Source organism: Paeniglutamicibacter sp. ORCA_105, from assembly GCF_045798545.1.
Classification (GTDB): Bacteria; Actinomycetota; Actinomycetes; order Actinomycetales; family Micrococcaceae; genus Paeniglutamicibacter; species Paeniglutamicibacter sulfureus.
This window is the reverse complement of sequence record NZ_JBIXLM010000055.1, coordinates 1-23,749: the sequence shown is the minus strand read 5'-3', so window position 1 is coordinate 23,749 and position 23,749 is coordinate 1. Positions and strand designations below refer to the sequence as shown.

At 65.5% G+C, this 23,749-nt stretch carries 25 protein-coding genes; 11 read left to right on the top strand and 14 right to left on the bottom strand.

Annotated features, from left to right (window positions below; translation table 11 throughout):
- Positions 1-41: 41 nt before the first annotated feature.
- Positions 42-581: a benzoate 1,2-dioxygenase small subunit gene (gene benB, locus ACIPUB_RS18685; protein ID WP_407608753.1), complete on the bottom strand. Its 540-nt coding sequence runs from the start codon at positions 579-581 to the stop codon at positions 42-44.
- Positions 565-1,965: a benzoate 1,2-dioxygenase large subunit gene (gene benA / locus ACIPUB_RS18680; protein ID WP_407608752.1), complete on the bottom strand. Its 1,401-nt coding sequence runs from the start codon at positions 1,963-1,965 to the stop codon at positions 565-567. The genes benB and benA overlap by 17 nt, the downstream gene beginning before the upstream one ends.
- Before the next feature lie 499 nt (positions 1,966-2,464).
- Between benA and ACIPUB_RS18675 the strand changes: the two genes are divergently transcribed.
- On the top strand, positions 2,465-2,617 hold the full coding sequence (locus ACIPUB_RS18675; RefSeq protein ID WP_407608751.1) for a hypothetical protein: 153 nt from the start codon (positions 2,465-2,467) through the stop codon (positions 2,615-2,617).
- Positions 2,618-2,666: 49 nt separating this feature from the next.
- Here ACIPUB_RS18675 and ACIPUB_RS18670 read toward each other — a convergent pair whose 3' ends face one another.
- Together ACIPUB_RS18670 and ACIPUB_RS18665 are read right to left on the bottom strand one after the other, a co-directional pair.
- On the bottom strand, positions 2,667-3,092 hold the full coding sequence (locus tag ACIPUB_RS18670; RefSeq protein WP_407608750.1) for a YkvA family protein: 426 nt from the start codon (positions 3,090-3,092) through the stop codon (positions 2,667-2,669).
- Positions 3,093-3,099: 7 nt separating this feature from the next.
- Positions 3,100-3,666, bottom strand: a complete 567-nt coding sequence (locus ACIPUB_RS18665) for a Chromate resistance protein ChrB (protein ID WP_407608749.1) — start codon at positions 3,664-3,666, stop codon at positions 3,100-3,102.
- Positions 3,667-3,817: 151 nt separating this feature from the next.
- Here ACIPUB_RS18665 and ACIPUB_RS18660 point away from each other — a divergent pair, with 151 nt between their 5' ends.
- On the top strand, positions 3,818-4,180 hold the full coding sequence (locus tag ACIPUB_RS18660; protein WP_264269517.1) for a metalloregulator ArsR/SmtB family transcription factor: 363 nt from the start codon (positions 3,818-3,820) through the stop codon (positions 4,178-4,180).
- Positions 4,177-5,274 carry a cation diffusion facilitator family transporter gene (locus ACIPUB_RS18655; protein ID WP_407608748.1) on the top strand — a complete coding sequence of 366 codons (1,098 nt, stop codon included), beginning with the start codon at positions 4,177-4,179 and terminating at the stop codon, positions 5,272-5,274. Before ACIPUB_RS18660 ends, ACIPUB_RS18655 begins: the two co-directional genes overlap by 4 nt.
- Positions 5,275-5,283: 9 nt before the next feature.
- On the opposite strand, the gene ACIPUB_RS18650 is transcribed toward ACIPUB_RS18655, so the two are convergent.
- The 5 genes from ACIPUB_RS18650 to ACIPUB_RS18630 all read right to left on the bottom strand — a co-directional run bounded on the left by ACIPUB_RS18650 (position 5,284) and on the right by ACIPUB_RS18630 (position 11,388).
- Entirely contained in the window at positions 5,284-6,945 is a 1,662-nt protein-coding gene (locus ACIPUB_RS18650; protein ID WP_407608747.1) for a dipeptide ABC transporter ATP-binding protein, read from the bottom strand.
- Complete coding sequence (locus tag ACIPUB_RS18645; RefSeq protein WP_407608746.1) at positions 6,942-7,835, bottom strand: ABC transporter permease; 894 nt, start codon at positions 7,833-7,835, stop codon at positions 6,942-6,944. Before ACIPUB_RS18645 ends, ACIPUB_RS18650 begins: the two co-directional genes overlap by 4 nt.
- The gene (locus ACIPUB_RS18640) at positions 7,832-8,809 is read right to left on the bottom strand and encodes an ABC transporter permease (protein ID WP_407608745.1); all 978 of its coding nucleotides are present in this window, start codon (positions 8,807-8,809) and stop codon (positions 7,832-7,834) included. Before ACIPUB_RS18640 ends, ACIPUB_RS18645 begins: the two co-directional genes overlap by 4 nt.
- A 25-nt stretch (positions 8,810-8,834) precedes the next feature.
- On the bottom strand, positions 8,835-10,499 hold the full coding sequence (locus ACIPUB_RS18635) for an ABC transporter substrate-binding protein (RefSeq protein ID WP_407608744.1): 1,665 nt from the start codon (positions 10,497-10,499) through the stop codon (positions 8,835-8,837).
- Positions 10,500-10,779: 280 nt separating this feature from the next.
- The gene (locus ACIPUB_RS18630; RefSeq protein WP_407608743.1) at positions 10,780-11,388 is read right to left on the bottom strand and encodes an NAD(P)-dependent oxidoreductase; all 609 of its coding nucleotides are present in this window, start codon (positions 11,386-11,388) and stop codon (positions 10,780-10,782) included.
- A 106-nt stretch (positions 11,389-11,494) separates the two neighbouring features.
- Here ACIPUB_RS18630 and ACIPUB_RS18625 point away from each other — a divergent pair, with 106 nt between their 5' ends.
- The 3 genes from ACIPUB_RS18625 (at position 11,495) to ACIPUB_RS18615 (ending at position 14,113) form a co-directional block, all read left to right on the top strand.
- Positions 11,495-11,884 carry a winged helix-turn-helix transcriptional regulator gene (locus tag ACIPUB_RS18625; protein ID WP_407608742.1) on the top strand — a complete coding sequence of 130 codons (390 nt, stop codon included), beginning with the start codon at positions 11,495-11,497 and terminating at the stop codon, positions 11,882-11,884.
- Between the two features lie 103 nt (positions 11,885-11,987).
- The gene (locus ACIPUB_RS18620; RefSeq protein WP_407608741.1) at positions 11,988-12,440 is read left to right on the top strand and encodes a DUF4383 domain-containing protein; all 453 of its coding nucleotides are present in this window, start codon (positions 11,988-11,990) and stop codon (positions 12,438-12,440) included.
- A 203-nt stretch (positions 12,441-12,643) separates the two neighbouring features.
- Positions 12,644-14,113: an L-lactate permease gene (locus ACIPUB_RS18615; RefSeq protein ID WP_407608740.1), complete on the top strand. Its 1,470-nt coding sequence runs from the start codon at positions 12,644-12,646 to the stop codon at positions 14,111-14,113.
- A gap of 50 nt (positions 14,114-14,163) precedes the next feature.
- Here the strand turns inward: ACIPUB_RS18615 and ACIPUB_RS18610 are convergent, their stop codons facing one another.
- The 4 genes from ACIPUB_RS18610 to ACIPUB_RS18595 all read right to left on the bottom strand — a co-directional run bounded on the left by ACIPUB_RS18610 (position 14,164) and on the right by ACIPUB_RS18595 (position 17,210).
- Positions 14,164-14,460: a DUF503 domain-containing protein gene (locus tag ACIPUB_RS18610; protein WP_407608739.1), complete on the bottom strand. Its 297-nt coding sequence runs from the start codon at positions 14,458-14,460 to the stop codon at positions 14,164-14,166.
- 76 nt (positions 14,461-14,536) lie between these two features.
- Positions 14,537-15,790 carry a PLP-dependent aminotransferase family protein gene (locus ACIPUB_RS18605; RefSeq protein ID WP_407608754.1) on the bottom strand — a complete coding sequence of 418 codons (1,254 nt, stop codon included), beginning with the start codon at positions 15,788-15,790 and terminating at the stop codon, positions 14,537-14,539.
- A 68-nt stretch (positions 15,791-15,858) separates the two neighbouring features.
- Entirely contained in the window at positions 15,859-16,254 is a 396-nt protein-coding gene (locus ACIPUB_RS18600) for a hypothetical protein (protein WP_407608738.1), read from the bottom strand.
- Between the two features lie 554 nt (positions 16,255-16,808).
- Positions 16,809-17,210, bottom strand: coding sequence for a helix-turn-helix domain-containing protein (locus tag ACIPUB_RS18595; protein WP_407608737.1), 402 nt, complete (start codon positions 17,208-17,210; stop codon positions 16,809-16,811).
- Between the two features lie 356 nt (positions 17,211-17,566).
- On the opposite strand from ACIPUB_RS18595, the gene ACIPUB_RS18590 reads away from it, so the two are divergent.
- The 4 genes from ACIPUB_RS18590 to ACIPUB_RS18575 all read left to right on the top strand — a co-directional run bounded on the left by ACIPUB_RS18590 (position 17,567) and on the right by ACIPUB_RS18575 (position 21,043).
- A complete protein-coding gene (locus tag ACIPUB_RS18590) occupies positions 17,567-18,742 on the top strand; it encodes an NADP-dependent malic enzyme (RefSeq protein ID WP_407608736.1) in 1,176 nt (391 codons plus the stop codon).
- A gap of 227 nt (positions 18,743-18,969) precedes the next feature.
- Entirely contained in the window at positions 18,970-19,770 is an 801-nt protein-coding gene (locus ACIPUB_RS18585; RefSeq protein WP_407608735.1) for a Gmad2 immunoglobulin-like domain-containing protein, read from the top strand.
- Between the two features lie 351 nt (positions 19,771-20,121).
- Positions 20,122-20,595 (top strand): DUF4262 domain-containing protein, encoded by a 474-nt coding sequence (locus tag ACIPUB_RS18580; RefSeq protein WP_407608734.1) that lies wholly within the window; start codon positions 20,122-20,124, stop codon positions 20,593-20,595.
- Positions 20,596-20,599: 4 nt separating this feature from the next.
- The gene (locus tag ACIPUB_RS18575; protein WP_407608733.1) at positions 20,600-21,043 is read left to right on the top strand and encodes a hypothetical protein; all 444 of its coding nucleotides are present in this window, start codon (positions 20,600-20,602) and stop codon (positions 21,041-21,043) included.
- Positions 21,044-21,155: 112 nt separating this feature from the next.
- Here the strand turns inward: ACIPUB_RS18575 and cycA are convergent, their stop codons facing one another.
- Positions 21,156-22,631 (bottom strand): D-serine/D-alanine/glycine transporter, encoded by a 1,476-nt coding sequence (gene cycA, locus ACIPUB_RS18570; RefSeq protein ID WP_407608732.1) that lies wholly within the window; start codon positions 22,629-22,631, stop codon positions 21,156-21,158.
- Between the two features lie 205 nt (positions 22,632-22,836).
- Here cycA and ACIPUB_RS18565 point away from each other — a divergent pair, with 205 nt between their 5' ends.
- Positions 22,837-23,682, top strand: coding sequence for a CoA ester lyase (locus tag ACIPUB_RS18565; protein ID WP_264269498.1), 846 nt, complete (start codon positions 22,837-22,839; stop codon positions 23,680-23,682).
- The last annotated feature ends 67 nt before the right edge of the window (positions 23,683-23,749 follow it).

The window sequence follows — 23,749 nt, the reverse complement described above, 5'->3', positions numbered from 1 at the left end:
CCAGTCCGGTGGACCGGGAACGGGCCCCGGTCCGGGCGGGACTAGATGTGGTAGATGTCCACGACGTGGTGGATGTAGTCGTTCTTGAGGACGACCTTCTTGGCGGTGATCACCGGCTGGGCGCCGGAGTAGTCGATCGTGTAGAAGGAGTTGCCGAAGTAGGTGTCGACATTCTGGTAGCGGTAGTAGAGCGTGAACCAGTTGAAGCGCACATCGACCTTGTCGCCGTCGACCGAAACGATCTCCACGTTGGAGATGTTGTGCCCGGTGCGTGGCTCCGGCAGGGACGTGGCCGAGGAGCGGTCGGTCTTGATGCGGAAGACGCGGTCTTCCAGGCCACCGCGGTTTCCGTAGAAGATCAGCGAGATCTCGCGCTGCGGATCCTCGGTGAGCTTGTCGTCATCGGCCCAGGCCGGCATCCAGAAGGTGGCATCGGGGTGGTAGCACTCGAGCCAGCTGTCGAAGTCGCGGTCATCCAGGAAGCGGGCCTCGCGGTAGAGGAACTGCGTGATCTCCTCGAGCCTGACCTCGCCGGCACCGGTCTGGATCTTGGTGACGATGGCGTTAGTGGTTGCAGTCATGGTTGTTCCCCTGTTCGGTGGTGCCGGTGGTGGTGGATGCGGCCTCGGCGGCGACGGCCTTGCGCATCGTGTCCAGCCAGTAGCCGTGCTGGATCGGGTACAGGCCCTCGTCCTCGGTGCGGGCGCCGGAGGAAATCGGCTCCAGGCCGATCTTCTTGGCGTTCTCGTCGGCACCGGTGATCTGGTGCGCCTGTCCGCGGGAAAGGTCGTTCCACTTGGCGGCGGTGGCCAGGTAGGTCTTCTGGCAGGAGCGGAATTCCTCGAGGTCATCCGGGGTGGCCATGCCCGAGGCGTTGAAGAAATCCTCGTACTGGCGGATGCGGTTCGCGCGGGCCTCGTCGGATTCGCCGACCGGGGCGATGCAGTAGATGGTGACCTCGGTCTTGTCGACGGCGACCGGGCGGAAGACACGGATCTGCGAGGAGAACTGGTCCATCAGGTACACGTTCGGGTACAGGCAGAGGTTGCGGGAGACACCGATCATCCAGTCGGCCTTGGCCTCGCCGTACTTGGCGACGAGTTCGTCGCGCTTCTCGGCCAGCGGGCGGTTGGCCGGGTCCAGCCATTCGGTCCACAGCAGCAGGTGGCCATTCTCGAAGGAGTAGTAGCCGCCTTCCTGCTTGTCCCAGCCGCCGGCGTCCATGGTCTTGGTGTCGTTGGAGGATTCGCCGGCCGCGCGGCGGGCCTGGGTGGCGGCGTAGTTCCAGTGGGTGGCCGAGACGTGGTAGCCGTCGGCGCCGTTTTCGGCCTGGAGCTTCCAGTTGCCGTCATAGGTGTAGGTGGAGGAGCCGCGCAGCACCTCGAGGCCCTCGGGGGACTGGTCAACGATCATGTCGATGATCTTGGTGGATTCGCCCAGGTGCTCGGTCAGCGGCTTGACGTCCGCGTTCAGCGAGCCGAAGAGGAAGCCGCGGTAGGACTCGAAGCGGGCGACCTTGGTCAGGTCGTGCGAGCCGTCCTTGTTGAAGCCCTCCGGGTAGCCGGCGCCGCGGGAGTCCTTGACCTTGAGCAGCTTGCCGGAGTTGTTGAAGGTCCAGCCGTGGAACGGGCAGGTAAAGGTGGTTCGGTTATCGGTCTTGCGGCGGCAAAGCATGGCGCCGCGGTGGCTGCACGCGTTGATGAGGGCGTTGAGCACGCCTTCCTTGTTGCGCGAGATCACGATCGGCTGGCGGCCGATGTTCGTGGTGAAGTAGTCGCCGATGTTCGGGATCTGGGATTCGTGGGCCAGGTAAATCCAGTTGCCCTCCCAGATGTGCTTCATCTCAAGCTCGAAGGTCTCTTCATCGGTGAAGATATTTCGGTTGGCGCGGAATTGGCCGGTCTCCGGGCTGTCGACGAGTGCATCATCAAGCAGGGCCGAGACGGTATCAAGTGTTTCTGTCATGGAGTGCTCCATCCTTCGTAGCGGGCGCTGGCGCCCTGGTCCACCCGGTGGGTGGCGAAACCATGAGATACACCATGTCAGTATGTGCGTGACCTCACACTGGGTATATGCCTAGGGTTGACCCAGGGTGGTGCCCATTGAGTGTGGCGCGATATCAATCACACTTAACTGGATATTTGTCAGGCACCCGACCTCGCCGTAGCGTTAGGCCCCAAATGCTCCCTTCCAGGCCCGGTTCCCGTGCCGTCACAGGGATCGAGGTCGTTGCCTTCCAACCGAAATGCGGCTCCAGTCGTGCCTGGGCACCAGAGAGCCGGAACCGGGACCCGAGGTCAGCGCAGGCGCCTTCCGTCTCCTGTGTCGGGTCGATGCTGGTCATCCAGGCTGTCGAAAGGGTGGGCCTGGAATCGGCCAAAGCGGCGGCCTAGGTATGGGTGGTGCCGGTCGGCAGCGGGATCTAGGGCCTAGCGCCTACATTGTGGCCGGTTGGCTCGGGTTGGTGCTGAGCCTGACCGGTCTGTTTGGCCGGCTGCTGGTGTCGGTTCCCCGCCCGATCCTGGCCGCGGTGCTGGCCTCGGTGTTTCTGCTCTTCGTTCGGAATGTCACCCAAGCGGTGCTTGTCTCGCCACTGGTTGCCGGCATCCGGAAATAGCACCCCCGCTTCGGGAATCCCGGTCCAGAGCTTCCCTTCGGGGCCCTGGTTATCGCGGCTCCGGGGCAGCGAGGCCGGCCAGCTGCTCGATGATCCGCCGCCCGGCCCCGGAGCCCTGCCAGTTCCGCAACAATGCTTCTCTCCCCGAACGCCGAACCACATAGCGCAGTACCAAGGCCACCGCCAGCACGTCGTCGGCATAGCCGACTACGGGGATGAAGTCCGGCACAAGGTCGATGGGGGACGCGAGATAGGCCAACAGCAGCACCAAGGTGCACCGGGGCCACCACGTCAGGTCCCTGTCCGCCACGAGCCTGCTCAGGAACCGCAGGAGATCGGGCAATAGACGCAAGGCCTCGCCTAGGCCGACGGCATCTGGGTTCCTCAGCGCGTGGCGCCACAACAATGCCAGCAGCACGACATAGACCAGGAGCAGCCCGCCGAGAGCCGCGAGAAGGACCTCGAGCCACGCCACGTCTCGCTCAGCCCTTTCCCGCGTTCGTGGCCTCGTCGTGCGAATCGTCGTTGTGCAGGCGGGCGTAGACCATGTCGGCGTACTCGTCCAGACGCTCGACACAGGTCTTGAGGTGGGCCTCGGCCGCTGTTGCCTCGGCCAGCCCCAGTACGTTGCGGCTCTTGAGCTCACGGTGCCACCGTCGCAGGCGATCGAGGCTTTGTTCTTCTTCCTCGAGTTCCGCAAGGGTGAACTTCTCGATGCGGATTTCCTTGGCGATCTCTTCCTCGAACTTTCGGCAGTCACCGCCGAATTCCTCCCACTCCTCGAGGCGCTGCGTGCGGAACGCGGAGACCATCGCTTCCTCGCCGGGCGCCCCGGCGGTTGTCGTTGAGAGAACGATGACGTCTCCGGAGCCCTTGCGGGCCAGCTCCTCGACCTTCGTGACTGCCTCCCTGAAGTGGGACGTCTCCGGGACCGTCCAAACCCCCTGGGTGACGGGGGCGGCCCCGATGCGGCGCAGTTCCCGCCATACCGCCACCCGGTGTCGAGAGGTGGCTCCGGTCAGGCGAACTATTAATACCATCCATGTCATGCACTCACAATATGTGGTTACAGGAGTAAATGTAACAAGTAGTACATTTCTGAATGCATAGGTCTGCTGGTCGGCAGCTTCTGAGCCGCATTGCCGCCGGTGTCGAATGCGGATCCTTGATCCAGTGCCAGTACTGTGCAACTATGTGCGTATGAATGCAGATAACAAGTCTTGTACCCTGGACTCCGACAGCCAGTATGTGGAGCTTGCCGTTGAAGTGTTCAGCATGCTTGCCGACGCCACCCGCGTGCGAATCATTCTGGCCCTTAGGTCCGGGGAAATGGCGGTGGGGGCACTGGCCGAGCTTTTGGGCAAGACCCCTGCCTCGGTCTCGCAGCACCTGGCCAAGATGCGCCTGGCCCGGATGGTCGCCACCCGTCAAGAAGGAACGAAGGTCCTCTATCGGCTCGAAAACGAGCACGCCCGCCAGTTGGTCGTCGACGCGATCCACCAGGCCGAACATGCCTTGGGCGGCACCCCCGCCCACCACGCGCGCGGACGGCAATCGGCATGAGCCCGAGCGATGAGTCAGCAGGACACAGCCACGTGCATGACCGCGGACATGACCACGGCCATGACACCCACGGCCACGGGCATGACGGGCATTCCCATCACCACCCTTCCGGCTTCAAGGGGTGGCTCTTTGAACTCTTCGTCCCGCACACGCACGACTCCGCCGATTCCATCGACGACGCCCTCGAATCCAACATCCAAGGAATCCGCGGCCTGAAGATCAGCATGTTCATCCTGCTGGGCACCACAGTGCTGCAACTGGCGGTGGTCATGGTCAGTGGCTCGGTGGCGTTGCTCGCCGATACCATCCACAACTTCTCCGATGCGCTCACTGCCGTGCCCCTGTGGATAGCCTTCATCCTCGGACGCCGGGCAGCCAACCGCCGCTACACCTTCGGATACGGGCGGGCCGAGGACCTGGCCGGGCTGTTCATCGTCGCGGTGGTCGCGCTTTCGGCCATTCTCGCCGCCTGGCAATCCATCGATCGCCTGATCCACCCGCAACCGCTTCAGCATCTGGGTTGGGTCCTGGCGGCCGGGGTCATTGGCTTCATTGGCAACGAGGCCGTGGCCATGTACCGCATCAGGATCGGTCGGAAGATCGGTTCCGCCGCGCTGGTTGCCGATGGGGTCCACGCGCGCACCGACGGATTTACCTCCCTGGCCGTGGTCCTGGGCGCGGGAGGCGCCATGCTGGGCTTCCCGTTGGCCGATCCGATCGTGGGACTGGTCATCTCCGCCGCCATCATGGTCCTGCTCTTCGGCACCGTGCGCAGCATCGGCCGCCGGCTCATGGATGGCATCGAACCCGATCTCCTGGCCCGGGCGGAGGAAGCCTTCAACTCCGTTCCCGGGATCCTGGCGACGCCTCGGATCCAGTTGCGCTGGGTGGGCCACCGGCTGCACTGCACGGCGACGGTCGAGGTCAGGGACGCGGCGCTCTCCGAGGTCGAATCGACCATCCGGGAAGCGAAGCTGCAGCTCGTCCGGGCACTGCCCAAGCTTGATGACATCCTCATCCAAACCGGGACGCGCCCGTTGGATGCGGTCAGGGAATCCGCGGAATCCGGCCTCGCCCGGGACCTCAGGTCCTGAACCCGGCGCCTACCTGGGCAAGCGCCCTGGTGAAATGCCCGGGGATGCGGCCAGCAGGGCACGGGTGTATGGATGCCGCGGATCGGTGAAGACCGACTCGGTGGCGCCGGACTCGACAACCTCCCCGGCGCGCATCACCAGTACCGTATCGCTCATGTGCCTGATCACCGACAGGTCGTGGGAAATGAAGAGGTAGCCCAGCCCGAGGCGCTGCTGCAGCTCGTCCAGCAGATCCAGCACCTGCGCCTGGATCGAGACGTCCAGGGCGGACACCGGTTCGTCGCAAATCAGCACGCGCGGGTTGGGTGCCAGGGCGCGGGCGATGGCCAGACGCTGGCGTTGCCCGCCCGAAAGGGTGGCGGGGTTCCTGGCCGACAGCTCGGGTGCGAGGCCCACCAGGGAGAGCAGCTCGGTGATCCGCCCGGCGTGTTTGCGCGGATTGCGGGTGGCCCCGAAACTCAGCGCATCGGCCAGCACCTGCCCCACCGAGTGGCGCGGGTCGAGGGACGACAACGGGTCCTGGTAGATGGCGCCCAGCCACGATCGGCGGGTGCGCCGTTGGGCCTCGGGCACCGTGCTCCAGGGCTCGCCGAAGAGCTCCACCGAGCCCGTGTCCGGGCCCAGCAGCCCCAGGGCCATGCGGGCCGTGGTGGTCTTCCCGGACCCGGATTCGCCCACCACACCCAGGGTGCGGCCGGGCAACAGGTCGAAGTCAACGTTTTTCACCGCCGGAAAATCGGCGGCCCCCGGCACCTTGAAGGACCGGGAGAGCGAGCGTGCGCTGAGCACCGGCAGTTGCACGGATTCCCCGGGCGTCACCGGCGGCACGGCGGGTTCCGGTTCCGGAGTAGCGGGGGTGGCGGTGGCGGGGGAGAGTCGCGCGAAGCGGGGCTTGCCGGCCGGCACCGCGGCCAGCAATGCCTTGGTGTACGGGTGCTGCGGATCGCCCAGGATCTGTGCGGTCGGACCGGTTTCCACGATGCGCCCGGCCTGCATCACCGCAATAGTGTCGGCGACGCTGGAGACCGTGGACAGGTCGTGGCTGATCAACAGCATGCCTGAGCCCGCGGCCCGGAGTTCGCCCAGCAGATCCAGCACCGCGGCGGCGATCGTGGCGTCCAGGGCCGTGGTGGGTTCGTCGGCAATGACCAGGGCCGGTTCCAGGGCGATGGCCGACGCAATCAGGGCGCGCTGGCGCATGCCGCCGGAAAGCTCCCCGGAACGCTGCCCGGCCCGGCGCACCGGATCATCCAGCCCCACCGATTCCAGCAACTGCACGACCTTGGCGGCGCGCGCGGCACCGGAGCCGGAACCGTGCAGGCGCAGCGCGTCGTCGATTTCCTTGCCGATCTTGCGCAGGGGATCCAGCGAGGTCAGGGCGTCCTGCAGGATGAATCCGACCTTGCTGCCGCGGATCGAGCGCCAGGCACGTGGTGAAAGGCCCCGTGCGTCCACGCCGGCCACCTCCAGTGCGCCCGCCCGCACGGTGGAGCCCGGCCCCGCCAAACCGATTAGTGAGCGGGCCGTCACGGACTTTCCGGAGCCCGACTCGCCGACCAGTGCCAGGCATTCACCGGGGCCCACGGAGAGGGAAACGCCCAAGACAACTGGGGTTTCCCCGAAGGAGACGTCGAGGTTTTCGACCCGAAGGATCGGTGCCGGTGCGCTCATCGGGCACCCGCGGCCTTCATGGCCCGGGAAAGGACGGTGGAGGCGGCGGCGACCAGGACGATGGCCAGGCCGGGGAAGAACGTCATCCACCAGGCCAGAGCCAGGTAGGTGCGCCCGGCCGAAAGCATGGCGCCCCACTCGGGTGCCGGGGGAGGGGCGCCCAGGCCCAGGAAGCTCAGCGACGCCGCCCAGACCACGGCCTGCCCCAGGCCCAGGGTGCCGAGCACCGCGATCGGTGCCAGCGCGTTGGGCAGGATGTGGATGGCCAGGATCCGGGAGCGGGTCCTCCCCAGCACCGTGGCGGCCTCGACCATGGGGGAGGTGCGCAGCGCGATGATCTGGGCGCGGATCATCCGCGCGTAGCCGGGGGCCGTGGTCAGCCCCACGGCAACCACCGTGGTTCCTACCCCGGGTCCGGCCAAGGCAATGAACACCAGGGCCAGCAGCAGGCCGGGCAGCGCAAAGAGCACCTCCAAGACCCGTCCGACCCCGAAGTCCAGCCATTTGCCGCCGAATCCGGCAATGGTCCCCAGCACCAGGGCCAGCCCCAGGCCGATCGCGGTCGCCGCGGCACCGATCAGCAGCGAGGGCCGCGCGCCGTGGATGATGCGCGAGTAGATGTCGCGCCCGGATTCGTCGGTGCCCAGCAGGTGTCCGGTCCCGGGGCCGGAGAACGCATCGGCGGGGTTGATGGCCAACGGGTCGTAGGGAGCCAGGAGGTTCGGGAAAATTGCCGCCAGCACGAAGAAGGCGAGCACTGTTGCCGAGAGCAGCAACGGCAGGCGGGCCGCCAGTGCCTTTAGCCCCCTGGTGCCGGGTGCAGGACGTTTGGATGGATGCGGGGCCAACACCGGGTCGCCCGGGCTCAGCTCGTTTTTGTCAATGCTCATGATGCGGCCATCCGCGGGTCGGCCAGGCGCTCGGCAAGGTCGGAGAAGGCCATGATCACCACATAGGCGGCTGCGGAGAGCAGGGCCACGCCGGTGACCATCGGGATGTCGCGGGCGGTGACCGCCGATAGCAGCGAGCGGCCCAGGCCCGGCCGGGCGAAAATGGATTCAACGACCACAGCGCCGGAGAGCAGGGAACCGAACGCCCAGCCGGAGAGGGCGATACCCGGCAGCGCCGCGTGGCGCAGGGAGTGGCGCAGCAGCACGCCGGTCTCTGATTCCCCGCGGGCCCGGGCAGAGAGTGCGAAGGGGGAGCGGTGCGCCGCGTTCAGGGTGTCGCGCATGACCTGGCCCAGGAAACCGGCGAGCGGCAGGGCCAGGGTGGCCACCGGCAGCACCAAGCCGGCCGGCGCATTGGTGCTCACCGGAGGCAGCCAGCCCAGGGCGGTGGCAAAGAGCATGATCAGCACGCTGGCGAGCCAGAAGTGCGGGACGGCGGCCGAGACGATTTCCAGGCCCGAGGCCAAGGCCGAGCCCAGGGCACCGCTGCGCGTGGAGAGCACCGCGACCACCAGCGCCAGCGCCCAGGCCACCAAGAGGGCGAGCACCGCCAGGACCAGGGTGGGCGGAACCAGTTCTCCCAGGACCTCGGACACGGGGATCTTCAGCGAATAGGAGGTGCCCAGGTCGCCGGTGGCCAGGCGCCACAACTGGCCAAAATATTGCACGTACAGCGGTTGGTCCAGGCCGTAGTCGGCGCGGGCCTGGGCCAGGGCCTCGGCCGAGGCCTGCGAGCCGGGCCCGCCCATGATCGCCTCGGCCGGGTCGCCGGGAATCATCCGGATGCCAAAGAAGATCGCCGTGGACACCGCCCACAGCACGAACAACCCTCCGCCGACCTTGCCCAGCACCCAGCGGGCGGCCGACCGGGCAATCCGGGTCGACCGCCTGAGGTTTGGGGCACGAAGGCTCATGGGTGGAGGTGTTCGGGGCAGTGGGCTACTTGGCCAGCCAGGAGTCGAAGAACGTCGGTGTGGCCACCGCGGTGGTGGTTCCCACGTTCTGCAGCTTCGAGGAGTGGAGGAAGTGGTTTTGCTGGTTGTAGAGCGGCAGCAGGTAGTAGCCCTCGAGCACCAACTTCTGCGCCTGTGCGTACAGGTCCTTGCGCTGTGCCTCGTCCTCGGTGGAACCGGCGGTTTCCAGCAATGCGTCAAGCGACGGATCCTTGACCTGGGAGAGGTTGGCGAAGTAGCCCGAGGGGGCCGGGATGGTTGAATCCGAGTGGAAGAGAATGCTCAGTACGCTCGGGCCGACCTTGGTGTAGGGCGGGGAGACCAGGTTGTAGTTGTTCTTGAACAGTTCGCCGTACCAGCTGGAGAGATCCAGCAGGTTGATCTTGACCTCGATGCCCGATTCCTTGGCGGTGGCCTGCAGCTGCTCAAAGAGCGACTGTTCGGCGGGGATCGACTGGCTGGTGCTCACTGGGAAAGTGAGCGAGAGGCGTTCCCCGTCCTTGGTGCGGTAGCCCTCGGAGTCGCGTTCGGTCCAGCCGGCGGCATCCAGCAGTTCCGCTGCCTTGGCCGGGTCGTAGCCGAAGAGCGATTCAGCGGAGTACGCCAGGGGCTCGACGCTGGAGAGCGGGGAGTAGGAGCGCGGCGCGGTGCCGAAGAAGAGCGAGTCGATGCCGGCGTTGACGTTGACCGCGTGGATGAAGGCCTCGCGGACCAAGGCGTCGTTGAACGGGGCCTTGGAGGAGTTCAGCTCGATGCGGTTGGAAGCGCCGGGGCGGGGTGCGTCCAGGTGCTCGATGCCCTGGGACTTGGCGGCGGCGGCAATGGTGTCGGGCTGGGCGTTGTCGATCACCTGGACCTCGCCGGCCTGCAGGGCGGCGTAGCGGGTGGCGGCCTCGGGGATGAAGCGCCAGGTGATGCCGTCCAGGTAGGCCGCGCCCTCGTGGCCGGGCGTGGCCACAGGCTGCACGTAGTCCTCGTTGCGCACCATGTTCACCGCGTCCTGCTTCTTCCAGGATTCGACCTTGAACGGGCCGGTGCCCACGGGTGCGGCACAGTTCTCTTCCTGGCTGCGCTTGAGAGCCACCGGGGACTGGATGGAGACCCACGGCATGGAGAAGGACTCGAGCAGGGAGTTGTCGGGGGTCTTGAGCTTCAGCTCGAGGGTGGCCTCGTCGATCGCCTTCATGGAATCGATCTTGCCCAGGGCCAGGAACCCGGTGGAGGACGCTGTCTTGGGATCGAGCAGGTGCTCGAAGTTCGCCTTGACGGCCTCGGCGGTCAAGGGGGTGCCGTCGGTGAAACTGATGCCCTCGCGGACCTTCACCGTGCGGGTCAGCCCGTCGGCGGAGACGGTGGAATCCTCGGCGAGCCAGGGGACCAGCTTGCCATCGGCGTCCTTGGTGTACAGGGTCTCCAGGTACTGGGAGGAGACCAGTGCCTGGGGGTAGTTGCCGCCCACGTGCGGATCCAGGCAGTCGGGCTCGGCATCGCCGGAGGCGTAGACCAGGGTGCCGCCGGCGACCGGAGTGCCGGCATCGGTGCCGGATTCCGGCGTCGTGGTGGCCGGTGCGCAGCCGGCGAGCACTAATGCCGCGGCCAGGGCCGTTGCGGCCGGGAATAGGCGAGTTGCCAGGGGGCGAACGTGTCTCATGTAGCTGCTTCCTGCGAACCGATGAAGTGATGTGTGGTGGCCGGCCGCGAGGCTCCCGGGGCGGATGGCGGCGGGAGCGCGGGCAGGTGGGTACCGCCATCCACCTTAGTCCGCGTCACGGACATGGCGCAGGGCTGTGTGGGCGAGTTCATAGCCGATTCCCGGCACCCACGTGTGGCGGTTAATTGCCGACGGGTGCGGGGGAACCGGTATTCCCGGTCCCACCACACCCGTTGTACCGCGGGGATGAATCCCGCGCGACGGCGTTGCGGTAAGGCCTTTAAGCGCTTGCCACCGTGAAACGGCGGTGCTGGTGCTTGGGATCCTCGAGCTCGTCCAGGGCGGCAACGGCGAAGTCCCCGGTGCTGACCTTGTCTCCAGCGGGGGAGTCGTTGCCCAGGACGATGGCTCCGGTCGGCTCGCCCGGGGCGATCACCGGTGCCGGTGCCAGCATGGTCCAGTCCAGGCCGGAGGCCGAGGTGTAGAAGTCAAGGACCTCGCCCATGGTGCGGGCCTCGGGCATATATTCCTCGGGGAAGCCCGGGATGTTGAACAGGCGCACGCCGTCGACCTCGGTCGCGCCGGCCCCGCCGACGATGAAGACGCGGGCCGGGACGAGTGTCTCGGAGATTTCCTCGTGTGCGTCGACGAAAGGCTGGTGGGACTCACCGGTGCGCGACGGCGGAATCGAGAAGACGACAACGTCATTCCCGGTGGCCAGTGCACGGTAGGCCGGCATGTCGCCCAGTTCGGCGGTGGTCACCGCGGCGGCTCCCTCGACTTCGCGCCCGGTGCGCGAAACCGCGGTGACCTCGTGGCCACGCTTGGCTGCCTCGGCGACGATCTGGCTGCCGACCATTCCAGTGGCTCCGTAAACGGCAATCTTCATGGGCTGTTCCCTTCTCTGGTGGTGCGGGCCATGCCGGTCCGCACAGTTGCATGACGTCTATGGTATCCAATTGATATCGAGTACCTCAACGTAATATGGTTACCTCATGGATACTGAGCAGCGGGCCTTTGATGTCATGAGCCCGGACTGCCCCTCGCGCTCGATCATGCAGCGCATGGGGGACAAGTGGACGCCGTTGGTGTTCCTGGCCCTGGAATCGGGGCCGCGCCGGTTCTCGCAGCTGCGGCAAGACATCGGCGGTGTCACACCCAAGGTTCTCACCCAAACCTTGCGCTCCCTAGAACGTGACGGGTTGTTGACCCGGACCATTTATCCCGAGGTGCCGCCTCGGGTGGAATACGAACTCACCGCACTTGGTGCCACCTTGCTGGGCCCCCTAGCCGTCGTGCGGGCATGGTCCCAGGACCATGCCGAGAAAATCATCCGGGCGCGAAACGACTACGACGGCCTCCATGAGGCACCGGTCCCTTCCTGAAAACTTTTTGTGTTTAGGGCAATCCGTCGATGCCGCGGTTCCGAATTCCTTCTGTCAGCAACGCAGAGGCGTTGAAAATCGACAGGAAACCAAGGAGCCAATCATGGCCTCGACACACATCACCACCCGCCCCTCCCTTCTCCAATACGTGGCGTTGGCCGTCGGCGCGGTATTCCTGCTGGTAGGCATCCTGGGTTTCATCCCCGGCATCACCAGCAACACCGAACACCTCGGAATGGCCGGACACCACTCGGGCTCAATGTTGCTCGGCATCTTCCAGGTCTCGGTCCTGCACAACGTCGTCCACCTGCTCTTCGGCGTCCTCGGCCTCACGCTGTGGCGCAGTGCGGCCAAGGCAAAGACCTTCCTCGTTGTCGGCGGAATCATCTATCTGGTGCTGGGTTTCTATGGGGTCTTCATCGACCAGTCCAGTGCCGCGAACTTTGTCCCGGTCAACACCGCTGACAACATCCTGCACTTCGCATTGGGCGTTGGCATGGCCGGACTCGGCCTGGTCCTGGGCAAGAACCCGACCCCGGCCCGACGCACCGCCTGAGCATGACCCTACTTCCCCACTGAATCCGATCCCGGGGCCCGCCGTACGCTCACCATGTGAAGCGTGCGGCGGTTCTCGGTTGCCATGACCTTATGGGGGCGCAACCAAGTCGTTGTTTCGGGGTCGGAGCGGTATGGTCAATCGCAGCAGAACATGCCGCGTGAACCCCCAGGGGGCGGCACCCCGACCAAAGGAACCGCCGCATGCTGGCACTGGCTGCCGCCTCCCCGATCGTGGTGGCCATGGGCTTGTTCCTGGCCCGGACGAAGGCCACCACCATGGCCATCTACTCATTGCTCATCGGCATTCTTGCGGCAGTCTTCTTCTTCCCCACGCCGCTCGCTGAACTCATGCGGGCAGGGGCAATGTTCGGGCCCACCATCCTCGAGGTGCTGCTGATCCTCTTTGGCGGCGTGCTGCTCTCGCGCATCACTTCCGAAACCGGCGCCATGGACAGGATCTCCGGCTGGCTGCGGCAAAGCGCCTCGAACCAGCAAGCCGGGACGGTGCTGGTGGTTTTCGGGCTGGTTCCCTTCGCCGAGTCGGTCACGGGCTTCGGCATTGGCGTCACCGTGGGTGTCCCGTTGCTGATCCAACTGGGACATTCGGTGAAGCACTCCGCGATCCTGAGCCTGCTCGGTTTGGTTGCCGTCCCCTGGGGAGCACTTGGCCCCGGCACCCTGGTGGCAGCCGAGTTGGCCGGGCTCACGCTTTTCGACGTGGGTGTCCGTTCGGCGCTGTTGACCCTGCCGGTGGTAGTGGGCGCGGGATTCACCGCATGGCTGGTGCTGCGCGGCGAATCGAGCAGGCCCGGGCGGTTGCTGGCGCACCTGATGGGCGCCGCGGTGCTGCTCAACGCCGGCATCCTGGTCGCCAACCTGCTCATGGGCACCCCGCCGGCGGGCATCGTCGGCTCCCTGCTGGTGCTGGCGGCGCACCTGGTGGCCTTCAGGATCGGCGGGTCGCTGGTTCCGGCCGGGCGCGCGGTCCGGGTGGCATTGTTGCCCTATGCGGTGCTCACTCTTGGCTTGCTTGCTGCCCGCGCGCTGAGTTCTCCGATGGAAGCCTCCCTACTCAAGCGCGCCATCACCAGCGGCGGCGTCTGGCTGGTGGTGGCATGCCTGGTCGCCCAATACGGGTCCGCCTCCCTGGGCGGCGGAACCGCCGGCCTGCGCGCACGCGCTGCCCTGGCCTACCGCAGCTGGATTCCCGTGGGGATAGCCACCGGTGGATTCACCATCCTGGGTGCACTGCTCGCGGCCACCGGAATGGGCAGGGAGCTGGGTGCGGCGCTGGCCGGAATCGGTGCCGGATATCTGGTGCTGGGGCCGGTCGTCAACGGCTTGGCCGGATTCATTTCCGGATCCAATACCGCGGCAAACTCCATGTTGGCCGCAACCCAGGCGCAGGCGGCGGCAAGCATGGGATCCTCGGTCCTGCAGATCGTCGCGGTCTCCAACGTCACTGCTTCGATGGCGACCATGCTTGCGCCCTCGCGCATCCTGCTGGCCTACGAGATGGCAGTCGTACCCGTGGCAGCGGCCACCGGACCCGCCCCGGAACCGGCACCGCCGAGCGAGGGCGAGGTCACCGCATGGATTGCCCCGCGTCTCGGCATCCTCCTGGCCGTCGTCTGCACCCTGCTGGGCCTTGTCACCTGGGTGATCCACTAGCGATTTCCTGCCGGGCCGGCCGGCAGCCAAGCGGTGGGTGAACGGCGCTGCTACTCGTCCTCGGAGGAATCCAGGCGACGGCGTGCGCTGAGCAGTTGAACTTCAGGGCGGGCCGCGACCAGGCGCTCGATGCCGTCGAGCACCTCGATCACGTGCACGGCGTCCGCCGCGACGAGTCCCGCGGCCACCCCTGCGCGCCGGTGAAGGTCCTGCCCGCCGGTCTCCGCGACGGAGACCTCGAAGCGGCGCCTGATCTCGCTGAGTATCGGGCGCACGACGGCACGCTTCTGCTTGAGCGAATGCACATCTCCCAGCAGGAGGTCGAACTCGATCCATCCAAACCACATGGTTACATCATGCGCCTTCCGGCAGGAGCCATGAATCCCTCCGCGCGGGAGTTCCGCCGCGCTGGTGCGGCGGTTCCTAGCGGACGCCGTTTTCGGCGATGGCCTCGGCCAGCACCGGCGCCAGGCGCTTGACGCCCTCGCGGATCTTATCCTCGGGCACTGCGCTGAAGGCCAGGCGCAACCGGTGGCTGGGGGCATCGCGGGGGCTGAAGGCAGCACCGGGAATGAAGACGACCCCTGCCTCGATCCCCTTGGACAGAAGTCCGTAGGTGTCGATTCCTTCCGGCAGCGTGACCCAGATGAAGAACCCACCCTCGGGCCGCGTGTAGCTCACGCCCTCGGGCATGTACTCGTCCAGGGCCTGAAGCATCGCCTCACAGCGCCCCGCGTAGAGTTCCCGGTAGGTCTGGATCTGCCCGCGCCAGTCATGCTCCGAGAGGTACTTGCTGATCAGCATCTGGTTGAAGGTTGCCGGGCAGAGCGTGACGGCCTCGGCGGCCAGGTAGAAGCGACGGAAGAGGTGCGTGGGCACCACCGCCCAGCCGATCCGCAGGCCGGGTGCCAGGATCTTGGAAAAAGAGCCCATGTAGATCACGTGGTCGGGGTGGTAGGCGCGCAGCGGCTTGATCGGCTCCCCGGAATAGCGCAACATGCCGTACGGGTTGTCCTCCAGGATGAGGATGTTCTCGGCGATGCAGATCTCGGCGATCTCGGCTCGGCGTTCGGCAGCGAGGGTGATGCCGGAGGGATTGTTGAAGTTGGGGATCGTGTACAGGAACTTGATCCGTGCCCCCTCGGCGCGCAGCTCGTCGATGCGCTGGCGCAGGGCCGAGGGAATCAGTCCGTGTTCGTCGGTGGCAACGGGTTCGGCGCGCACCTGGTAGGCCTCGAAGGTGTTAAGGGCGCCGACATATGTGGGGTCCTCGCACAGCACGGTGTCCCCGGGATTGCAGAAGACCTTGCAGGCGACATCCTGTGCGGCCTGTGACCCGGTGGTGACCACAATGTTACCGGGGTCGACCCCGGTGATCCCTTCCTCGGCCATGACCTCGCAGATCTGCATGCGCAGTTCCTCGGTGCCCTGGCCGCTGCCGTACTGCAGCGCTGTCATGCCCTGGGTGGCGATCAGCTCGGAGGCCATCGAGCCGAGCTTTTCCAGGGGCAGTGACTGCAGGTAGGGGTTGCCGCCCGCCAGTGAGACCAGCGAGGGGTCCAGGGAGAGTTCGAAGACGTCGCGGACCGCGGATTGCTTGATGTGCGATGCGCGCTCCGAGAAGAGTGATTCGTGGGCGGCCGCACGGGACATCGCGATTTCGGTTTCACTGCCCATGCCGGGTTCTGTTGTTGAGGTCACACCGGCACTTTATCAACACTTGTTGCCTATAAGTCAACACCGGGTTATTTCAGGCTAAGGCTTTCACCGATATCAACGCCATCGATGAGGATCCGGGCTTCCCCTGTCCCGGCGGCAACCATGGCGGTGTGGGTGAGCTGGGCAATGATGCGCGGATCGTCGCAAATGCCGCCGGAGCTGAGCTCTCCTGTGAGCTCCACCGTGACGATGCCATCCGACACCGCGGACGAGACGTAGAACAGGTCCGAACCCGCGAGCGCATTCATCAGGCCCGACTGGCCGAGCTCGATTTCCTTGTTTTCAAGCAAGCCGCTCATGGCCGCCTCCACCTGGCTGGCATAGATCACCGGACCCGTTTCGGTGGCGACGATGCTGTCGCCGCAACCGATCATCGGGCCTGCCTTGCCCTGGTCACTGACCGCCACGTAGAAAATCGTCAAGGAGGAGGTCGTCGTCTCCGGCAGCGCTGCTGTGGACGGGGGCTCTGGGGTGGGAGTTTCAGCCGGCGGGGGACTACCGGCCGAGGATCCGGTGGCGCTCGCCGAACCGGAGGGCTTTGGCGGCGGCGTTGCCGGGGGCGGGATGCTGCTCGGTGCGGCAACGGCGGACGGAACCTCGGTGGGGATCGCGGAACCGTTGGCAGACGGTGTCGGTGTCGGTGACGGTGTCTGTGTCTGTGTCTGCGTCTGCGGCTGTGTCGGAAACGGTGTCGGCATCGGTGTCGGCAAGCTTGACGGCGGGGCGGAGACCGAGGGGGCTTCGGACTCGGACGTCCCGGTCCCGGTTGTTGGTGGCTCCGGTACCGGGCCGCCAGTGCAACCCGAGAGCGCCAGAACCATTCCGGCACCCGCAAGACCGCCGAGCAAGAGGCGCATCAAACGATTCCGGAACACGGCTTCCCACTCCTTCAAGCACCTTCATCCGCCATTGCGGCCACTTCCAACATACGAAGGTCTTGCCCGCCCAATCCAGCACGGTGGAGTTGCGGTTGGGCCTATTCCGGGGTGTCGGTCGGCGCTTCGGTGCGGTTGTCGAGCCAGGTCTGCACCGCGGCGGGACGGATCCTGCGGTGAGTGCCGCGGTACTCGACGGGAATGATTCCCGAATCGGTAAGTTTACGCAGGTAACTGGCCGAAACACCTGCCATCTTCGCCGCTTGCGAGGTGTTCAATAACGATTCGACGGTACTCACACTCACTTCGTCGCCGAGCGCCATGCGTTGGAGCACCTCGATGAGTGCCGCATGGGCGACATCCGGCAACTGCAACGTGGTGCCATTGACAAAGATGGTGGTGTCCGCTGACTCTTCCAGGGCCGCCGCGAGCCTTGCCGCGGCCTTCTTTTCCAGGGCGGGGAAGGCCCTGACCTTGCTCAATGACGGTGTTGGAGACGACATGCTTCCATCATGCATGATGCCGCACAAAAGTGCCGGTCGGACGCGCGCCGATGATGCGGGTCCGCATGCCGGATCCGTCGTTCCCCGGCGGACTCCCGGTGGCGTTTGTTTCACGATGGTTGCGCCAAGCGGTGGCACAACGGCGTCGAAGTGCAGTAGTGTGTGGACCACGGTCTAAAGAAAGTACTGACCAGTGCGCATCGTCTGAGCCCCCACCCCGGGCCGGCAGACGCACAGCGAGGCTAAGCAGTAGGTGATCACCACGTCGACGTGGGATCGGCCGAAACTTACGACATCTACGATCATCGAATCGATTCCTCGCTCCGACACATTTCAGAACTTTCAAGGAGTCTTCCATGTCCATTGACACCTCTCTTAACGCCGCCGCCTCCATCACCGAGGCCGATATCTTCGACGCCCACATCGGCGGCAAGCTCACGGTCCAGTCCAAGATGCCGCTGGCCACCAAGCGGGACCTCTCCATCGCCTACACCCCCGGTGTGGCCCAGGTTTCCCGCGCCATTGCCGCGGACCCTGCCATGCACGCGACCCACACCTGGGCCTCGCGCCTGGTCGTGGTGGTCTCCGACGGAACCGCTGTGCTGGGCCTGGGCGACATCGGAGCCGCTGCCTCGCTGCCGGTCATGGAGGGCAAGAGCGCGCTCTTCAAGGAATTCGGCGGCCTCGACTCCATCCCGCTGGTGCTGAACACCACCAACGTCGACGAAATCATCGAAACCTTGGTTCGACTGCGCCCCAGCTTCGGTGCCGTGAACCTCGAGGACATCTCCGCCCCGCGCTGCTTCGAACTTGAAGAGCGCCTCATCGAGGCCCTTGACTGCCCGGTCATGCACGATGACCAGCACGGCACCGCCGTGGTCGTCCTGGCGTCCCTGCTCAACGCTGCAAAGGTTGCAGGCAAGGAACTGGGCCAGATGCGCGCCGTCATCTCCGGTGCAGGTGCCGCGGGCATCGCCATCGCCGAGATCCTCATCAACGTCGGCCTCGGCGATGTGGTGCTCGTTGATTCCAAGGGCATCATCCACCGCGACCGCGACGACCTGAACGCCATCAAGGCCAAGTACGCGGCCATCACCAACAAGGACGGCCTGATCGGCGGCATCCGCGAGGCGCTCGACGGAGCGGACCTGGTTGTTGGCGTTTCCTCCTCCAAGTTCGTGGAAGAGGACCTGGCCGGCATGAACGACGATGCGATCATCTTCGCACTGTCCAACCCGGACCCGGAGGTCATGCCGGACGTTGCCGCCAAGTACGCAGCCGTGGTCGCCACCGGTCGGTCGGATTTCCCGAACCAGATCAACAACGTGCTGGCCTTCCCTGGCATCTTCCGCGGTGCACTGGATGCCAACGCCCGCCGCATCACCTCCGAAATGAAGATCGCCGCGGCCCACGCCATCGCCGAACTGGCGCAGGACAAGCTCTCCGCCGACTACATCGTGCCCTCGCCGCTTGACCCGCGCGTCATGCCGGCAGTTGCCGCGGCCGTCGCGGAGGCTTCGAAGGGCCAGTAGCACTTCGGATCCATCCAACGGCTCCGGTTCGTCCATCCCCCCCCGGGTGGACAGAACCGGAGCCGTTTGGCGTCCGGCCCCCTCCTCGCCCCAAGGAGTACCGCTTCGACAGGTGCGCCGCCCGTTTCCTTCGTCCCCGTGCGGGATCGTTGGATGCAATGGAAACGTCACCGAAAAGCGGCCTGCCCGGTCTCGTTTCGGCGGCGGGCGCGCTGTTACAGTGCCTCATGAGCCAGAACCCAGCACCGTCCGGCCGCGGCCGCAAGATCGTTGTCGCGCTTCTCGTAGTGGCACTGGCGGCCGCCCTTGCCTGGGTGGCGATCCTGCTGATGCAGCCCGCGGACGGCCCTGGCGAAGACGGTCCGGGAACGACGGACTCGCCGGGGACCAGTGCGCCGGCAAGCCCCTCCGCCACCCCCTCGCCCACGTCGAGCGCTTCGGATGTGCCCAGTGCCGCGCCGTCATTGCCTGCAGCCGAGGCTGCGACCGTCGTCTGGCCGGATCCGGGAGGCACGCTGCGCTACGGGGCGCCGGAAGAGGCCGCCGCCGGATTCGCCGAGGAATTGGCGGGCTTCACCGACCCGGTCTACGGGGACTTCATGCAGGGCGATTCGCGCTCGGGTGAATTGGAGGTCCGTGCCATATCGGACGGCGCCGTGACCACCGTCCTGTTGCGCCAGCTCACCGACGGCAATTGGTACGCCATCGGGGCCATGAGCAGCGAGATCGTTCTTGATTCACCCCGGTCCGGCGACCCGATCACGTCTCCCGTGGCCCTGTCCGGGTCCTCGCGCGCATTCGAGGGGACGGTGGAGGTTGTGATCCGATCCCACGGGAGCGCCGAGGCACTCGGGACCGGGATCGTGATGGGCGGAGCCGGGCCCGACTTGGGGCCGTTCAGCGGGAGCATCCAATGGGACAACCCAGGCTCCGGCGGCGGCGTGCTGCTGCTGTTCGAGACCAGCGCCAAGGACGGCAGCGTTTGGACGGCCGCCGCGGTTCCGGTCGCGTTCGCGGCGCAGCAATAACCCCATGGGTTCGTGGCAGATCGGCAGGGGGCCCGGCACGCTGCGGGACAAGATCTTCGGACGGGACCGCCTGCCCGCCCCCATGTGCGGCCTACCGCGGGGCCTTCGGGTCCCACGGCATTGCGCGTAGGCAGGAAGGCGTGCACGTCGGGTCGTAACCTTCCTTTTGAAAACCACCGGTTCCGGCGACGAGACGGCGGAGCCGAGCCCGTGCCCCGGGTGTCGGACCCGCCGTCTTTTTTCGTCTCGGACGTTATCCACAATTCCCACCCGGCGCCCCACCGCACGACGGGAACGGCGAACACTGGGAGATGTCAGCAAAACGTGGGGACGGACCAAGGAGCGGGAATCATGTGCCTCGAATGCGATGGGTGGACGGCCGACGAGGTGCGGCAGAGGATCGACAACCTGATTGGGCAATACGGCTGGGCCGTTCAATATGTGGAAGACCCCAATCTGCGCCGGTGTTTCGGCTACACCGTCGGGCTCACGAAACTGGGTGAGCCGGAATTCCTGGTCCGCGGCCTCGACATGGCCGAAACCAACCGGTTACTCAACGGCTTTGCAACGTCGGTGACCCGGCGCCATCAACACTTCGACAACGGCCACACGGCCGACGGGCCCGACGGACGGAAGCTGTATTTCTCCACGATGCACGGGGCCACCAAGTTCGCCCTGGGTGCCTACTCCCGTTACGGACACGGAACACGGGTGCTGGAAATCCATTTCATGGATCGCGAGGTGCCGCCGTCGACTCCCGCACTGATGTTCAAGTCGGTGTCGGCCCCGGTCGGCCACGAACCTGTCACGGGCCGAAAGCGCTAGGCACATGCTGTTTGGACCGGCTTCGGATCCCGCAAGCCTGAAGTTTCTGCGGCCGATTCGCGAGCTGATTTGCCAAGAGGGCTACGCCGTCGTCAACGACACCGACTCCGAGCACAGACAGGAAGTCTGCTACTCGGTTGGACTGACTGACAAAGGCTTGCCCGAGCTGATTGCCGGGATGGAAGACTTCACCGAATTTCCGCAGGGGTCCCCGGGAATGCTCCATCATCTGGCTCGCATGTTGCTGGCACGGGGCGGCAGCTATGGGGAAGGTGACATCTTTGAATTTCACGGGCAGTGGGTACGACTGGTGCCCGAGACCCTCTACAAGGCGCAGTGCGACGTGAACCTCGGGCTGTACGGCCCAAAGTTCTCCTTGCTGCAGGTCGTTCCCTGTTCCCCGAACCCTACGGAACGGAAAAAAGTCCAACCGGTTTGCCTCAACTGACTCCAGGGCCGCGGGAGGCCTGGAATGCCTCCCCGTCAATGCGAAAGGCGGCGGATGCGACCACCCGAAAATCGGGTCATCGCATCCGCCGCCTCGTTGGGGTGGGGGGGTGCTAGGCGTGCAGGCGGGCCCTGCGTGCTGCGTGTTCGGCGGCGACCTTGGCATCGTGCTCGGCGCGGATTGCTGCGTGCTCCGGGTTGCGGCGAACCATCAGGTAGCCGAGGCCCAGTGCTACGAACCAGATAGGGGTGAAGATCAGAGCCATCAGCGTGTCGGGCTGGGTGGTCAGGGCCCAGATGATGAAGCCAAAGAAAGCAAGCACCACATAGGGCATGAACAATCCGCCGGGCATCTTGAACTTGCTGGCCTCGTTCAGCTCCGGACGGCGGCGGCGGTAGACGATGTAGCTGATCAAGATGATCGACCATACGAACATGAAGCACAGTGCCGAGATCGTGGTGACCAGGGTGAAGGCCTCGGCCACCGAACCCTCCGCGTAGAGCAGGGCCACGCCGGCGAGCAGGAACATGCAGGAGAAGATCAGTGCGTTCTTCGGGACCTTGCGGCTCGAGAGCTTTCCGAAGACCTTGGGTGCATCGCCCTCGCGAGCCAGCCCGTAAACCATGCGTGACGTGGAATATATGCCCGAGTTCGCGCTGGAAGTCGCCGAGGTGAGCACGACGAAGTTGATTACGCCTGCGGCACCGACCAAGCCAGCCAGGGCGAACATTCCCACGAAGGGTGACTCGTCGGCGGAGTAGCTGGTCCAGGGGCGGACAGCCATGAGAATGACCAAAGCACCGACGTAGAAGAGCAGCACGCGGATCGGGATGGAGTTCACTGCGCGGGGCAGGTTCCGCTCCGGGTCCTTGGTCTCGGCGGCGGCGGTGCCGACCAATTCGATGCCGACGAAGGCGAACACGGCGATCTGGAAGCCTGCAACAAAGCCCATGAAGCCGGTCGGGAACATCCCGCCGTGTTCCCACAGGTTCGTGAAGGAGGCGCGTGCGCCATCCGTTTCGAAGCTCATGATGATCATGACCAAGCCGACGACGATCAGCGCCATGATGGCGATGATCTTGATCAGCGCGAACCAGAACTCGGTCTCGCCAAAGGCCCGGACCGTGGGAAGGTTCAATGCGAGTAAGACCAGGATGCAGAGGATGGCCGGAATCCACAGTGCCAGGTCGGGCCACCAGAATGCGACATAGTGGGCAATGGCCACCACGTCGGCGATGCCGGTGACAATCCAGCAGAACCAGTACGTCCAGCCGGTGAAGAAAGAAGCCCATGGACCCAGGAGGTCACCGGCGAAGTCCCCGAAGTTCTTGTACTGCAGGTTGCTCAACAACAATTCGCCCATGGCGCGCATGACGAAGAAAAGCATGAAGCCGATGACCATGTAAACGAAAATGACGGAGGGGCCGGCCACCGAGATGGTCTTGCCCGAACCCATGAACAGCCCCGTGCCGATGGCACCGCCAATGGCCATGAGTTGGATGTGGCGGTTTGAGAGGGCCCGTTCCAGCGGCGGATTGCCGTCGGTGGACTCTTCGCCCGGTGCTTTGTCGAGCGTTTTTTCAGTCATGGTGCGGACTATCCTTGTGGAGATTGGTGTTGCCTGTGACGGCCAATACAGAGCCTCAAAAACCCTACTGCAATTCCCGCAACCGGCGAAAATGTGCGTCGAGTTGGTCACACCGTTGACGCATTTGTCGGGCATTCGCGGCTTTGTGTACCGGCCGCACGTTCCGCGTTGGTACCTTGGCGCGCGAAGTCGGTAGGCTGGAGGCATGGCATTCCGTAACCGTCGCGCAGCTAACCTTCCGGCAAAACTTTCCCGCTCTTGGCTGCTAGTCAACGCCTCGAAGCCCGAGGACTTCGGCCCGGCGCTCGCCTCCGAGGCCGATTCGGTCATCTTCGACATGGAAGCCGCAGTTCCGGACGACAAGAAGGATGCCGCACGCGAAGCCGTGGTCGAGGCACTGTCCACCGGGATGACGGCCTGGGTGCGCGTCAACGGAATCGACACCGACTTTTGGGCCAAGGACCTGGCCGACCTGTCCAAGGCCCCTGGCCTGCGCGGGGTCATGCTCGCCATGACCGAAAAGCCCGAGCAGGTCACCTACACGGCCATGCGCCTGCAGGCCGGCACCCCGGTGCTAGCCCTGGTTGAATCCGCGCTTGGCATCGAGAACGCCACGGCCATTGCCTCGGCTCCCGGTACCTTCCGCCTGGCCTTTGGCGTGAACGACTTCCGCAAGGACACCGGTGTTTCCGGAGACCCGCTGGCCCTGGCCTACGCCCGCGGCAAGCTTGTCGTGGCATCGCGCGTGGGCAAGCTCCCCGGCGCCATCGATGGTCCTCCGGCACCGGGTGCGGATGCCGCCGAAGTCTTGGCCGACTCCGCGATCACCGCATCGATGGGCATGACCGGCAAGCTGGCGCTCTCGCGTACGCAGGTCGATGAGATCAACCGGGGTCTTTCGCCCAGCACCGACGAGCTTTCCTGGGCACACGACATGCTTGACGCCCACGCGGCCGGCGCCACGGTGGGCGATGGTTCTTACCTGCCGCGTCTGGCACGTGCACAGAAGATCGCCGACCTGGCCGACTCCTACGGATTGTGGAACGCCTAAGACCTCCGGTTGCCCGGGGGTGACCATGGCCCGGGGGGGGGGGGGGGGGGGGCCGCCCCCCCGCCGC